The sequence below is a fragment of the Plantibacter elymi (nom. nud.) genome (assembly GCF_900177795.1).
Lineage (GTDB): Bacteria > Actinomycetota > Actinomycetes > Actinomycetales > Microbacteriaceae > Plantibacter > Plantibacter elymi.
In genome coordinates this window covers 906,363-919,185 of the sequence record NZ_FXWJ01000002.1, presented here as the reverse complement: position 1 = coordinate 919,185, position 12,823 = coordinate 906,363, and the positions used below count along the sequence as shown (strand labels likewise).

At 68.8% G+C, this 12,823-nt stretch carries 13 protein-coding genes and 1 tRNA gene; 12 read left to right on the top strand and 2 right to left on the bottom strand.

Annotation, left to right across the window (positions count from 1 at the left end):
* The 6 genes from CCK91_RS09230 to eno all read left to right on the top strand — a co-directional run bounded on the left by CCK91_RS09230 (nucleotide 1) and on the right by eno (nucleotide 7,045).
* Complete coding sequence (locus CCK91_RS09230; RefSeq protein ID WP_086473721.1) at nucleotides 1-945, top strand: alpha/beta fold hydrolase; 945 nt, start codon at nucleotides 1-3, stop codon at nucleotides 943-945.
* Nucleotides 946-1,022: 77 nt separating this feature from the next.
* Nucleotides 1,023-2,474, top strand: a complete 1,452-nt coding sequence (locus tag CCK91_RS09225; protein WP_086473720.1) for an aldehyde dehydrogenase family protein — start codon at nucleotides 1,023-1,025, stop codon at nucleotides 2,472-2,474.
* Nucleotides 2,471-3,139 (top strand): MazG family protein, encoded by a 669-nt coding sequence (locus CCK91_RS09220; protein ID WP_242664484.1) that lies wholly within the window; start codon nucleotides 2,471-2,473, stop codon nucleotides 3,137-3,139. The genes CCK91_RS09225 and CCK91_RS09220 overlap by 4 nt, the downstream gene beginning before the upstream one ends.
* A 60-nt stretch (nucleotides 3,140-3,199) precedes the next feature.
* Nucleotides 3,200-4,507 (top strand): histidine--tRNA ligase, encoded by a 1,308-nt coding sequence (gene hisS, locus CCK91_RS09215; protein ID WP_086473719.1) that lies wholly within the window; start codon nucleotides 3,200-3,202, stop codon nucleotides 4,505-4,507.
* A gap of 151 nt (nucleotides 4,508-4,658) precedes the next feature.
* The gene (locus CCK91_RS09210; RefSeq protein ID WP_165767013.1) at nucleotides 4,659-5,648 is read left to right on the top strand and encodes an endonuclease/exonuclease/phosphatase family protein; all 990 of its coding nucleotides are present in this window, start codon (nucleotides 4,659-4,661) and stop codon (nucleotides 5,646-5,648) included.
* Between the two features lie 116 nt (nucleotides 5,649-5,764).
* Nucleotides 5,765-7,045: a phosphopyruvate hydratase gene (gene eno, locus CCK91_RS09205; protein ID WP_056007454.1), complete on the top strand. Its 1,281-nt coding sequence runs from the start codon at nucleotides 5,765-5,767 to the stop codon at nucleotides 7,043-7,045.
* Here eno and CCK91_RS19645 read toward each other — a convergent pair.
* Entirely contained in the window at nucleotides 7,035-7,283 is a 249-nt protein-coding gene (locus CCK91_RS19645; protein WP_165767012.1) for a hypothetical protein, read from the bottom strand. The two genes, eno and CCK91_RS19645, sit on opposite strands and share 11 nt — an antisense overlap.
* 163 nt (nucleotides 7,284-7,446) lie before the next feature.
* Here CCK91_RS19645 and CCK91_RS19640 point away from each other — a divergent pair, with 163 nt between their 5' ends.
* The 5 genes from CCK91_RS19640 (at nucleotide 7,447) to CCK91_RS09180 (ending at nucleotide 11,577) form a co-directional block, all read left to right on the top strand.
* Nucleotides 7,447-7,896 (top strand): septum formation initiator family protein, encoded by a 450-nt coding sequence (locus CCK91_RS19640; protein ID WP_165767011.1) that lies wholly within the window; start codon nucleotides 7,447-7,449, stop codon nucleotides 7,894-7,896.
* 38 nt (nucleotides 7,897-7,934) lie between these two features.
* Nucleotides 7,935-8,456 carry a DUF501 domain-containing protein gene (locus tag CCK91_RS09195; protein ID WP_086473716.1) on the top strand — a complete coding sequence of 174 codons (522 nt, stop codon included), beginning with the start codon at nucleotides 7,935-7,937 and terminating at the stop codon, nucleotides 8,454-8,456.
* A gap of 23 nt (nucleotides 8,457-8,479) precedes the next feature.
* Nucleotides 8,480-9,799: a S8 family serine peptidase gene (locus CCK91_RS09190; RefSeq protein WP_086473715.1), complete on the top strand. Its 1,320-nt coding sequence runs from the start codon at nucleotides 8,480-8,482 to the stop codon at nucleotides 9,797-9,799.
* A gap of 66 nt (nucleotides 9,800-9,865) precedes the next feature.
* Nucleotides 9,866-11,401, top strand: coding sequence for an NAD(P)/FAD-dependent oxidoreductase (locus CCK91_RS09185; protein WP_086473714.1), 1,536 nt, complete (start codon nucleotides 9,866-9,868; stop codon nucleotides 11,399-11,401).
* A gap of 102 nt (nucleotides 11,402-11,503) precedes the next feature.
* Nucleotides 11,504-11,577: transfer RNA gene (locus CCK91_RS09180), tRNA-Leu, on the top strand.
* Between the two features lie 220 nt (nucleotides 11,578-11,797).
* On the opposite strand, the gene CCK91_RS09175 is transcribed toward CCK91_RS09180, so the two are convergent.
* Nucleotides 11,798-12,133 (bottom strand): hypothetical protein, encoded by a 336-nt coding sequence (locus CCK91_RS09175; RefSeq protein WP_086473713.1) that lies wholly within the window; start codon nucleotides 12,131-12,133, stop codon nucleotides 11,798-11,800.
* Between the two features lie 201 nt (nucleotides 12,134-12,334).
* On the opposite strand from CCK91_RS09175, the gene CCK91_RS09170 reads away from it, so the two are divergent.
* Nucleotides 12,335-12,667, top strand: coding sequence for a hypothetical protein (locus CCK91_RS09170; RefSeq protein WP_133059969.1), 333 nt, complete (start codon nucleotides 12,335-12,337; stop codon nucleotides 12,665-12,667).
* The last annotated feature ends 156 nt before the right edge of the window (nucleotides 12,668-12,823 follow it).

Below are 12,823 nucleotides of genomic sequence, written 5' to 3'. Positions count from 1 at the left end.
ATGAAGAAGTTCCTCCGCATCGTCCTCACCGGGGTCGTGGCGCTCGTCGCGCTCGTGCTCGCCGGGCTCCTCACGACCACCATCGTCAACACCGCCGCATCGGCTTCCGAGGCCACGCGCATCGAGGAGTACGGGCAGCGGGTCGAGGTCGACGGTAAACGCATGAACGTGTCGGTGACGGGGGAGGGCGACCAGACGATCGTCCTGCTGCCCGGCTTCGGCACCGGTTCGCCCGTGCTCGACTTCTCGCCGCTCGTCGGGGAGCTCTCGTCCTCCTACCGGGTGGTCGTGGTCGAGCCCTTCGGCTACGGGCTCAGCGACCAGACCGACGTGCCGCGCACGACCGAGAACATCGTCTCCGAGATCCACGAGGCGGTCGCCGGGCTCGGCATCGACCGGTACGTGCTGATGGGACACTCCATCGCGGGGATCTACGCGCTGGACTACGTCGAGCGGTTCCGCGACGAGGTGACGGCGTTCGTCGGCATCGACAGCAGTGTGCCCGACCAGCCGGGTATGGACGCCGCGCTGCCGGTCGACGCCCTGCGTGCGGCGAAGGCACTCGGCATCACCCGGGTCGTCACGGCGCTGTCGGGCGACCCGTACCCGGATCCGCCGTACGACCAGCACACACGTGAGCAACTCGGGATGATCTCGCTGCGCAACACCTCGAGTGCGACGTCCTCGGACGAGATGTCGCGCATCGCGGCGAACTTCCGTGCGGCGAAGGGGAAGACCTTCCCCGTAGACCTCCCGGTGCTGCTCTTCGCCCAGCGGGACAACCCGACGGTGGAAGGGTGGCTGCCGCTCCATGAGGAGCAGGCTGCGAGCGTCGATCGAGGCGAGGTCGTGCCGCTCGATGCCGACCACTACCTGCACCACACGAAGTCCCGCGAGATCGCGGCGGACGTCGACCGCTTCCTCGCGACTCCGAGCGGCCGGTAGCCGGTCGCCGAGCCGGGCCGTCGGTCTGCGGACGGACGTATGCTGGTGCCCACGATCCCGTCGAGTCGGAGGAACCCATGGCGACCAGCATCCGGACGAAGCAGGAGCCGAAGGTCGTCGTGGCCGACACCGTGGCCCGTCTCCGACAGACCTTCGACCGCGGCACCACGAAGCCCGTCGCCTGGCGGCTCCGCCAACTCCGTGCGCTGAAGCAACTGCTCCTCGAACGCGGCGGCGAGCTCGAGCGGGCGCTGGCGACCGACCTGGGTAAGAGCGGCACCGAGGCGCAGATCACCGAGATCGGCCTCCTCGTCGGCGAGATCGATCACACGCTCAAGCACCTCAAGCGGTGGGTGCGGCCCCGACGCGTCGCGGTGCCACTCACCCTCGCCCCGGCGTCTGCATCGGTCGTGGCGGAACCGGTCGGCGTGGTCCTCGTCATCGGCCCGTGGAACTATCCGGTCCAGCTCTGCATCGGTCCCGTCATCGGGGCGCTCGCCGCGGGTGACGCCGTCCTCCTGAAGCCCAGCGAGCTCGCCCCCGCAACGAGCGCCGCACTCGCGCGACTCCTCCCGGAGTACCTCGACGACCGTGCCGTCGCGGTGGTCGAGGGCGATGCGGAGGTCGCCACCGCCCTCCTCGCCGAGCGGTTCGACCACATCTTCTACACGGGTGGCGCCACCGTGGGCAAGGTCGTCGCCCGGGCAGCGGCGGAGCATCTGACCCCGATCACCCTGGAACTCGGCGGGAAGTCACCGGTGTACGTCGACGACACCGTGGACCTCGCGGACGCGGCCCGCCGGATCGTCTGGGGCAAGCTCATGAACGCCGGCCAGACCTGCGTCGCTCCCGACTACGTGCTCGCGACGCGCTCGGTCGCCGATCGGCTCGTCCCGTACCTGCGCGACGCGATCGCGGCGCTCTACGGACCGGACCCCGCCGGCAGCGCCGACTACGGCCGCATCATCTCCGACAAGCACTTCGCCCGGGTCAGCGGTCTGCTCGACGGTCTCGAGCCGGCCCTCGGCGGCGAGGTCGACGCCTCGGAGCGGTACATCGCCCCGACGGTCGTGAACGGCGTCGACGCTTCAGCGTCGATCATGCAGGAGGAGATCTTCGGTCCGATCCTGCCGATCCTCCACGTGTCCGGGCTCGAACAGGCCATCGCGCACATCCGGGCGGGGGAGAAGCCGCTCGCGCTCTACGTCTTCAGTGACGACCGCGCCACGCGGAAGCGGTTCACACGCGACACCTCCTCGGGCGCGCTGGCGTTCGGCGTGCCGGCCGCGCACCTCCTCGTGCCGGGTCTGCCGTTCGGCGGTGTCGGGGCCAGCGGAATGGGCGCGTACCACGGTCGCCATTCCTTCGACACGTTCAGTCACGCGAAGGCGGTGTTCTCCAAGCCGCTGTCCCCGGACACGCTGTCGCTCGTGTACCCACCCTTCACCGAAGCGCGCGACCGGATCGCGCGACTGATCTCGAAGACCGGCAGCACCGACGACCGCCGCTCGTGGGGAGCCCGTCGGTGAGCAGCGAACCCGTCGGCGACACCTCCGGTGAGCGCCTCGTCGACGCCATGCGGCAGATCCGCGACCGCTGCGTCTGGACGCAGGGCATCGACCACGACATGCTCGTGCCGTACCTCATCGAGGAGAGCTACGAGCTCGTCGAAGCGGTCGAGGCCGGGACGCGCGACGAGCTCGTCGAGGAACTCGGCGACGTGCTGTGGCAGGTCGTCTTCCATGCGGAGATCGCTTCCCGTGACGCCGATGCGCCGTTCGACTTCGACGACGTCGCCGAGGCCGTCACCCGCAAGATGGTCCACCGTCATCCACACGTCTTCGGCGACGAGGCGGCTCCGACCCCGGAGGACGTCGTGCGCGTCTGGAACGCCGCGAAGGCCGAGGAGAAGGCGAAGCGGAGCAGCGCGCTCGAGGGGATCCCGCAGGGGATGCCGTCGCTCGCCCTCGCCGACAAGGTGCTGGGCAGGGCCGTGCCGTTCGGAGTGGGGCCGACGGTCGACGCCGATGTCATGGACGACGAGGACGCGCTGGGGGAGCAGCTCCTCGCCGTCGTGGCGGCAGCACGGGCGAACGGGCTCGACGCGGAACGGGCGCTCCGGGGTGCCGTCCGTCGGTTGAGCGCGCGAGTGCAGGACGCCGAGCGTCCGGTGGCGTCTCCGACCGACGACTGAGCGAGGGGTCGCCGGGCGCCTGCTCACGGTGCCGGTTCCCCGCCATGCCAGAATTGAGGCATGGCAGCTCCAGTGAACCCGCCGCGCGGCATGCGCGATTTCCTCCCCGCCGACAAGGCCCGTCGGGAGCACGCGCTGGGCACCATCCGTCGCGTCTTCACTGCACACGGCTTCGACGAGATCGAGACGCCCGTGGTCGAGGAGTACGACCGGCTGCACTCCGGCCTCGGCGGCGACAACGAGAAGATGGCGTTCAACATCCTCCGGCGCAAGCTCACCCCGGAGGCCATCGTGGCCGCAGCCGACAACCAGACCGAACTCACCGACCTCGGCCTCCGCTTCGACCTCACCGTGCCGCTCGCCAGGTTCTACGCGACGCACCGGGCTGAGCTCCCGCCGGTGTTCCGCTCGATCCAGATCGCTCCGGTCTGGCGCGGCGAACGTCCGCAGCAGGGCCGGTACCGCCAGTTCGTGCAGTGCGACATCGACATCATCGGAGAGTCGTCGAACCTCGCCGAGACCGAGCTCATCATCGCGACCCTTGGGGCCCTCGCCGAGCTCGGCATCACCGGCTGCAGCGTGCGGATCAACGACCGCCGACTCCTCATCGGCATGCTCGAGTCGCTTGGTTTCCCCGCCGATGAGCACGCGCAGGTGCTCATCACGATCGACAAGCTCGACAAGATCGGTCAGCAGGGCGTGGTCGCCGAACTGCGCGACCGTGGCGTCGACGCCACCGCCGTCGACGCGCTCGAGGCCTTCTTCTCCCGTCCGCAGACGATGGAGTTCAACACCTTCGGCGAGCGGGCTATCCGCAAGGCGCTGCCGATCGGTGCCGACGACGCCGTCGTCGCGGAGCTGGACGCACTCGGGAAGGCTGTCGCCGCGGCCACCTCCCTCCAGGGTCAGCCGGCCGACCCCTTCGCGAACCCGCTCGTGTTCGATCCCTTCCTGGTGCGGGGCATGGGGTATTACACCGGCGCCATCTTCGAGATCGCGCACCCCGACCTCGGGTACTCGCTCGGCGGCGGCGGTCGCTACGACGGCATGATCGGGCGCTTCCTCGGCCAGGACGTCCCGGCGGTCGGGTTCTCGATCGGCTTCGAGCGCATCGTCGACCTCATCGAACTCCCCGCCGGTGCGGCCGCGGATGCCGTCGTGCTCGTGCACGACCGGGACGTGCCTCCGGTGACGCTCGTGGCGTTGAAGGCCAAGCTCGTCGCCCAGGGGCGTCGGGTGCGCCTCGAAGCCCGCGTGAAGAACGTCAAGGCCCTCCTCGACCGCGTGTCGGCGGCCGGCTTCGGTGCTTTCGCGTTCGTGTCGGCCGACTCGACGCTCGAGTCGCTCGAGTTCAAACCGCTCGACTGACGATTCGCCCACCCGCTTTCCGCTCCGCGGCGCGCTTCCGAGCCGCTGCCCAGCTCGTCGGTGCAGGATGGAACATTCGGCCGGATCGCCTCCCACGAGCGATCCGTCCGCTCTGCCCCCGATCGAAGAACTGGTTCCCCCGATGAGCGTCATGGCCCCTGCAGCGCGCCCGCAGCGCCCCCCGGAGTCGACGGGCTCGCCGCGCCGCCGGGTGAGCATGGTGCGGCGCCGGGCGACCACGCTCGCGCTGGCCATCGGCGTCCCGCTCGCCCTGCTGACGGCCGCCCACGCCCTCGTCCCCGACATCCTCGGCCTCGGGCTCGTCTGGGACAACGCCCTGCCGTGGACGTGGGTCGTGCTGCCGGTGCTCTTCCTCGTCCTCCTCGTCGCCCGCACGCCGGGCGCCGTCATCGGTCTCCTCGCGCCGACGCTCGTCTGGGCCTTCCTGTTCGGTCCCGGCGTCCTCCCGATGGGTGACGCACGCTCGGCTGTCCCCGCCGGGGCCTCCCTCACGGTCGCCAGCCAGAACCTCGGGCCGGAGGGCGATCCCTCGGTCATCGCGGCTTCCCTCCAGGCCAGTGGGGCGGATCTCATCGCGCTCCAGGAGATCGAGGACCACGACCGCGAACCGCTCGCCGCCACGCTCGACGAGCAGTACCCGTACTCCGTGCTCACGGGGACGGTGGGGCTCTGGAGCCGCTATCCGATCGCCGACTCGGTCGGGCTGAAGCTCGGCCTCGACTGGTACCGGGCGATCAACGCCGTCGTCGACACCCCGTCCGGGGCCGTGAGCGTCTACGTGATCCACGCCGATTCCGCGCGTCCGGGCGCGCACGCCGAGCGGGACGTGATGCTCACGGAGTTGGCCGACACCGTCGCGGCGAACACCCGCGATCGGATCGTCGTCATGGGCGACTTCAACGCCTCCGCCTCCGACCGGGCGCTCGCCGCACTCCAGAGCGAGGTCTCGGAGCCCAACCAGAGCGAGGGCGGCTTCGGACTCACCTGGCCGGCCGGGACACCGCTCATGCGACTCGACCACGTCTTCGTCCGCGGCATGACCGCGACCCACAACGCCGTCGGCGACGCCGAGGGCAGCGACCACCACGGCATCGTGTCGAGCTTCCGGCTCGACCGCTGACCGCGCGCCTCGGGCGACGATCCGCGGCTCTGCGCCCGTTCAGCCGATGTCACTAGACTGAGCGCGGGCGGCCGTCGTACCCGTCCCACGTCCCAATCCCCACAAGGAGAACATCAGTGGCACTCATCGAGGCAGTAGGCGCTCGCGAAATTCTCGACTCCCGAGGCAACCCGACCGTCGAGGTCGAGGTGCTCCTGGAAGACGGCACGGTCAGCCGTGCAGCAGTCCCGTCCGGCGCATCGACCGGTGCGTTCGAAGCGTACGAGCTGCGTGACGGCGATGCCGCGCGTTACCTCGGCAAGGGTGTCGAGAAGGCGGTCGACGCCGTCCTCGACGAGATCGGCCCGGCACTCGAGGGCATCGAGGCGGACGACCAGCGCCTCGTCGACCACACCATGATCGAGCTCGACGGCACCGAGAACAAGAGCCGCCTGGGCGCGAACGCGATCCTCGGTGCGAGCCTCGCGGTCGCCCGTGCCGCTGCGGACTCCGCAGACCTGTCGCTCTACCGCTACGTCGGCGGCGCCAACGCCCACGTCCTCCCGGTCCCGATGATGAACATCATCAACGGTGGCTCGCACGCCGACACCGGCGTCGACATCCAGGAGTTCATGATCCTCCCGATCGGCGCTCCGAGCTTCCGTGAGGCGCTCCGTTGGGGCACCGAGACGTACCACACGCTCAAGGGCCTGCTGAAGTCGAAGGGCTTCGCAACCGGCCTCGGCGACGAGGGTGGCTTCGCCCCTGACTTCGAGCACAACCGTGCTGCCCTCGACTTCATCGTCGAGGCCATCGAGCAGGCCGGCTTCACGGTCGGAACCGACATCGCGCTCGGCCTCGACGTCGCCTCCAGCGAGTTCTACAAGGAGGGTGCGTACCAGTTCGAGGGCAAGGCGCTCAACAGCACCGAGATGACCGCGTACTACGCCGACCTCGTCGCGAACTACCCGCTCATCACCATCGAGGACCCGCTGGCCGAGGACGACTGGGCAGGCTACGCGCACCTCACCCCCGAGCTCGGCTCCAAGGTCCAGATCGTCGGCGACGACCTGTTCGTCACGAACCCGAAGCGTCTCGCCGACGGCATCGCCAAGGGGGCGGCGAACTCGCTGCTCGTCAAGGTCAACCAGATCGGGACGCTCACCGAGACGCTCGACGCGGTCTCCCTCGCACAGCGCTCCGGCTACACGACGATCCTGTCGCACCGCTCCGGCGAGACCGAGGACACCACGATCGCCGACCTCGCGGTCGCCACGAACGCGGGCCAGATCAAGACCGGTGCGCCTGCGCGCAGCGAGCGGGTCGCGAAGTACAATCAGTTGCTGAGGATCGAAGAGGAGCTGGGCCAGGCAGCCGTCTACGCCGGCCGCAGCGCCTTCCCCCGGTTCACCGCCTAAGCATCGTCACCTGAAGGCTCTCAGGGGTGCCGATCGGCACCCCTGAGAGCCTTCGTCGTGTGCGGGAGGCGCCTGTGAAGAAGCCATCGATGCCGGCCGGCGGCGAGTCGAGGCCCACGCCGTCCGGCAGCGGAGCATCGTCCTCCTCGTCCTCCGGCTCGTCGAAGCAGCGACCGACGTCGAAGCCCCGGTCGAGCTCCGCGAATACCTCCTCCAAGCGTGCCTCCTCGTCGTCCAAGCGCCCGGCAGGAGCCACGGCGAAGCCCGCACGCTCCGCAGGCACGGCCCCACGATCGACGACGAAAGCTCCGCGATCCGCGTCGACCGGTTCCTCGGCGCCGCGCTCCCGGACCGGCTCGACACGGACCGCCCCGGCACGCCAGTCGGACGCCGGCGGCTGGTTGCGGAGTCTGCGACTGTCCGGGTTCAGCGTCCTGCTCCTCGGCATCCTCGTGCTCGGCGTCGTCGTCCTTGCGCCCAACCTCAAGACCTTCCTCGAGCAGCGGCAGCAGATCACCGCGCTGGAGGCCGGTGTCGCCGACACCCAGAAGAAGGTGGACGCGCAGCAGGCCGAACGCGAGCGCTGGAACGACCAGAGTTACGTCATGACGCAGGCGCGCGACCGTCTGTTCTACGCCCTGCCCGGTGAGGTCAGCTACATCATCATCAACGACGTCGACCCTGCCTCGCTGCCCACCACCGACACACCCGTGAGCGACACGCTCGTCGACTCGCAGTCCGACTGGCTCGACGGCCTGCTGTCCTCGCTCGTCGCCACCGGCTACTCGCCGGCCCCGGTCGCGACGGAGACCCCCGCTCCCGCGCAGACGACGCCGCCCGCCGGCGGCTGACGTCCGGACGCGGTGGTGAACCCGGCGATAATGGAACCATGAGCACCCCTCCCTTCGGCCCCGTCTCCGAGCGCGACGTCGAGATCGTGTCGGCGCAGCTGGGACGCCCGGCCCGAAACGTCGTCGGCATCGCGGCGCGCTGTGTCTGCGGCGCCCCGACGGTCGTCTCCACCGCTCCTCGCCTGGCCGACGGCACGCCGTTCCCCACGTTCTACTACCTGACCCACCCGGCGGCCACGGCCGCGGTCTCCTCGCTCGAGGCGACCCAGGTGATGAACGAGTACAACGAGCTCCTGGCCGAGGACGAAGCGGTCCGCGCCGGCTACGCCACCGCGCACGAGGCCTACCTCGCCGACCGCACCTCCATCGCCGAGGTCGCCGAGATCGACGGGATCTCCGCCGGCGGTATGCCGGTCCGGGTCAAGTGCCTCCACGCGCTCGTCGGCCACGCCCTCGCGGCTGGTCCGGGCGTCAACCCCATCGGCGACCTCGCGCTCGACCGCGCGAGCTGGAGCCCCGAGGTGTGCGCATGCGCGGACGGCCAGGCGGGGCAGGGATAGGCCCCGCACGCGACGGGGGTCGCATGTGGGGGAGTGACGGACCGCGACGCGGAGACCGTCGTCGTCCGCGCGGCCTCCGAGGTGCGCTGTCGGCGCTGTCCGCGGTGCTCCTGGCGTTCCTGCTCGTGGGGACGCAGGCGCTCCCGGCATCGGCGGACACGGTGCGCGACATGCAGTACTGGCTCGGCGACTACGGCTTCACGACGGCGTGGGAGACGACGAAGGGCGCCGGTGTCACCGTCGCCGTGATCGACACCGGCATCGCGAGCGGTCCGGCGGAGTTGACCGGTGCGGTCGCGGGTGGCGTCGACGTCTCCGGGCTCGGGAGTCCCGACGGCCGGACGCCGGTCGGGTCCGAGGGGAGTGAGCACGGAACGTTGGTCGCCTCGATGATCGCCGGTCGTGGTCGTACGGGCGGTGCCGGGGTCATCGGCGTGGCACCCGAGGCGCGCCTGCTCTCCGTCTCGGTCGGGTTCGGCTCCGACGGGTCTGCGGTCGTCCCCTGGGACGATCAGATCGCGAGCGCCGTCCGGTGGGCGGTGGACAACGGTGCCGACGTCATCAACATGTCGCTGACGCGCAACAGCCTCGACTGGCCGACGAGCTGGGACGACGCCTTCCTCTACGCCTTCTCACACGACGTCGTCGTGGTGGCTGCAGCAGGCAACCGGGGGAGCGGGACGGTCGAGGTCGGTGCTCCGGCGACGATCCCGGGTGTGCTGACCGTCGCCGGTGTGGACCGCACGGGGTCGGCGAGCTTCGACGCCTCGAGCCAGGGCATCACGATCGCCGTCGCTGCGCCGAGCGAGCAACTCGTCGGGGTGACGCCCGCCGGGTCCTACGTGCAGTGGCAAGGGACGAGCGGGGCGGCGCCGATCGTCTCCGGACTCGTGGCCCTCGTCCGCTCCGCCTGGCCGGAGCTCAGCGCCGCCGACGCCATCAAGCGCGTGACGGCAACGGCGAAGCAGGTGGGCGACTCCGCACAGAGCCCCATCTACGGTGCAGGACTCATCGACGCGGCGAAGGCGGTCAGCGCGTCCGTCGGTCCCGCGTCAACATCGCCGGAGCAGCAACTGTCGGACTGGATCACGCTCTACCGGCGGGCTCCGCAGGTCCCCGACCCCGATCCGGGTGCCGAGCAGCCGTCGCCGACACCGGAGCCGATACCCCCGGCGATCCCGGAGAACGAGGCCGTCGAGGTGCGGGCCAACCCGTTCCTCCCGACACCGAGCACCCTGCTCTACGGCTCGCTGCCACTGGCGCTCCTCCTCGGAACTGGTAGCCTGGTCTCGCTCGGTGTCATAGGCGCTACCAGGCATTTCAAGCGGGTGCTGCAGAAGTAGTACTCTGTTCCGATATTCTCAGACACTCATCTGAACCAATCGTCTTGACGTAGGAGATCGTTCGCCGTGCCCAAAATTCTGATCGTCGGTGGTGGTTACGCCGGGTTCTACACCGCATGGAAGCTCGAGAAGCAGCTTCGTCGTGGTGAGGCCGAAGTCACCATGGTCGACCCGCTGCCCTACATGACCTACCAGCCCTTCCTGCCGGAGGTCGCCGCCGGTTCCATCGAGCCGCGTCACGCGGTCGTCTCGCCGCGTCGCCACCTGAAGCACACCAACGTGATCACCGCCAAGGTCACGGGCATCAATCACGCCGAGAAGAAGGCGACCATCACGCCTGAGATCGGTGAGCCCTGGGAGGTCGACTACGACATCATCGTCGTCACCGCCGGAGCCGTCTCCCGCACCTTCCCGATCCCCGGTGTCGCCGACACCGCGATCGGTCTCAAGACCATCGAAGAGGCCGTCGCGATCCGCGACCGCGTGCTCTCCAACTTCGACAAGGCCGCGAACCTGCCGGCCGGTCCCGAGCGCGACCGCCTCCTGACCTTCACGGTCGTCGGTGGCGGCTTCGCCGGTATCGAGGTCTTCGCCGAGCTGCGTTCGTTCGCGAGCTCGCTGCTGAAGTTCTACCCGCAGCTCTCCTTCGAGGACACGCACTTCCACCTCATCGAGGCCATGGGTCGCATCATGCCCGAGGTCAAGATCGAGACGAGCCACTGGGTCCTCAAGAACCTGGCCGAGCGCGGCGCGCTCGTGCACCTCGACACGCAGCTGCAGTCGGCTGTCGACGGCAAGATCGAGCTCTCGACCGGTGAGTCGTTCGAGTCCGACCTCATCGTCTGGACCGCCGGTGTCATGGCGAACCCGGGCGTCGTCCGCGGTGGCGACCTCCCCGTCGAGGAGCGCGGTCGCATCAAGACCCGCGCCGACCTCCGCGTGGGCACCGACGACGACATCGTCGAGGGTGCTTGGGCGGCCGGCGACGTCTCCGCCGTCCCCGACCTCAGTGGCGGTGGCGTCGGTGGCTTCTGCGTGCCGAACGCTCAGCACGCCGTCCGTCAGGGCAAGCTCCTCGCGAAGAACATCACCGCGGTCCTCCGTGGCGAGGAGCCGAAGAACTACTTCCACAAGAACATGGGTGCGGTCGCCGGTCTCGGCATCGGCGTCGGTGTCTTTCAGTCCGGCAACCTGGCGATCAAGGGCCTCCCGGCCTGGTTCGCGCACCGTGGGTACCACGGGTTGGCGATGCCGAGCTTCGAGCGCAAGTTCCGCGTGTTCGGTGGCTGGTGGAACAACTTCTGGCTGGGACGCGACATCGTCTCCCTGTCGGCCGTGCAGAACCCGCGTGAGGCCTTCGAGACCTTCGCGTCGCGCCCGAAGCCCCCGGCAGACGCTGCTGCCCCCGCAGCAGCTCCGGCGGCTCCCGCAGCGGCTGAGAAGCCCGCTCGCAAGGCTCCCGTGAAGCGCAAGCCGAAGGTCGCCCCGGCCGAGGCCGCAGCGCCCGCTGCCGAGGCTCCTGCTGCCGCAGGCGCCCCGACCGGTGCCGACGACGAGCAGGCCTACGCGACGCCCGCTGAGGAAGTCAGCGCGAACAAGTAGTCCGGTCCGGAGCCCAGCTCCGTTCCTCGAGAGGCGCATGTCATCCGGTCCGCCGGGGCATGCGCCTCTCGGCGTTCGACGCCTCGATACGATGAGGTGCACGCCCCCGTAGCCCAACTGGCAGAGGCAGGCGACTTAAAATCGCCGCAGTGTGGGTTCGAACCCCACCGGGGGTACGTTCGTATGCCGCAGAATCACGTGGATCTGAGCGTCCTGATCGGTCTCCGCGACAACGGTTCGACAACAACCGTCTCCACCTTCGCCTGATTGAGGGCGTCCGCAACGGCGTCGAGGTCGTCTATATGCTGCTGCGCAGGAGTTCGGTTGCTCGTGGCCCGATGATTGACAGTCTCTTCAGGCCTGTGGGTCAGGAGGGGCCGTTTCGTGGTTTCGGGCCTAACCGGCCATGAGGCCTTCGAATTTCAGGTCGAAGAGCTGGAGCGCGAGCGGGATGAGTCCGACGAGCTTCATAGCGGCGCCCGTGTCTCGAAGGATCTCCCACCATTTCTGATTCGGGTCGGTTTGTGCGTTCTCGGTCTGCGCGATGACTTCAGCTAGCAGACCCACGATGGTCACGATGATGCCGACGCGCGTTCCGAGAGTGGAACCACCGAGCGCGTAGGAAATCCCGAGACCCAAGCACGTCACAGCGCCGAGGCCCACCCACCACCACTGAATCTGCTTCAAGTTGAGCTCGATTATCTCGGTGCGGGTGCGTGGTGTCGAAGTCATCTCTCGAAGCTACCGGGCGTCCAGTAAGCACCAAAAGCGGTCGCTTCGCCCCATCGTAGGCCCGTGTATGCGAGCGTGTAGACCAGAGAGCGGTGTCCACCAGCGCAAACGACATGATTTCTACTCGCGGCGCCGGGATGCGGTAAGCGCGGGACAGTGTATGGTCGGGTCAAGCGCAGTAAGGCAATTGGGGAGGCTGAAGTGTCCGATTCTGGAAAGCGCGTCTTCGAACTCACAACGACTGTGACGTTCCCTCATCTACCCCTTGAACACCTCGATGAGTTCGCTCGAAAGCTCGAGGATGCCGTCCGCACCGTGCTGTCGGACAACCCAGCAGTCACAGCGTATTTCGTCACGCCGGACCGGGGCACAGGCGACTTCATGCTTGGCTTCCGGTTTGACGGAGCCGACCCCCGATACATCGAGGAAATGGCTGTCGACATGCTGAACGAAGCGGTCGAACTTGTGGCTGCTCAAGATGGGTCTAAGCCTCTCCGGCCGGAGCGCGAAGAGTCGGCGCTCGTCCTCGCATGAGCTCGGCGCGAGCCGCGCAGCCTGCAGTGCAGACAGTTGCGAAAGCTGTGGTTTGGCTCGCTCGTCTCGTAAAGGGGTGGTTGCCGCGAACCCTTGGCGGAGGTGGCGCGCTTGCACTCGCGATCTGGGGAGGGTTAGGGGGCGGGTGGGAAGAAC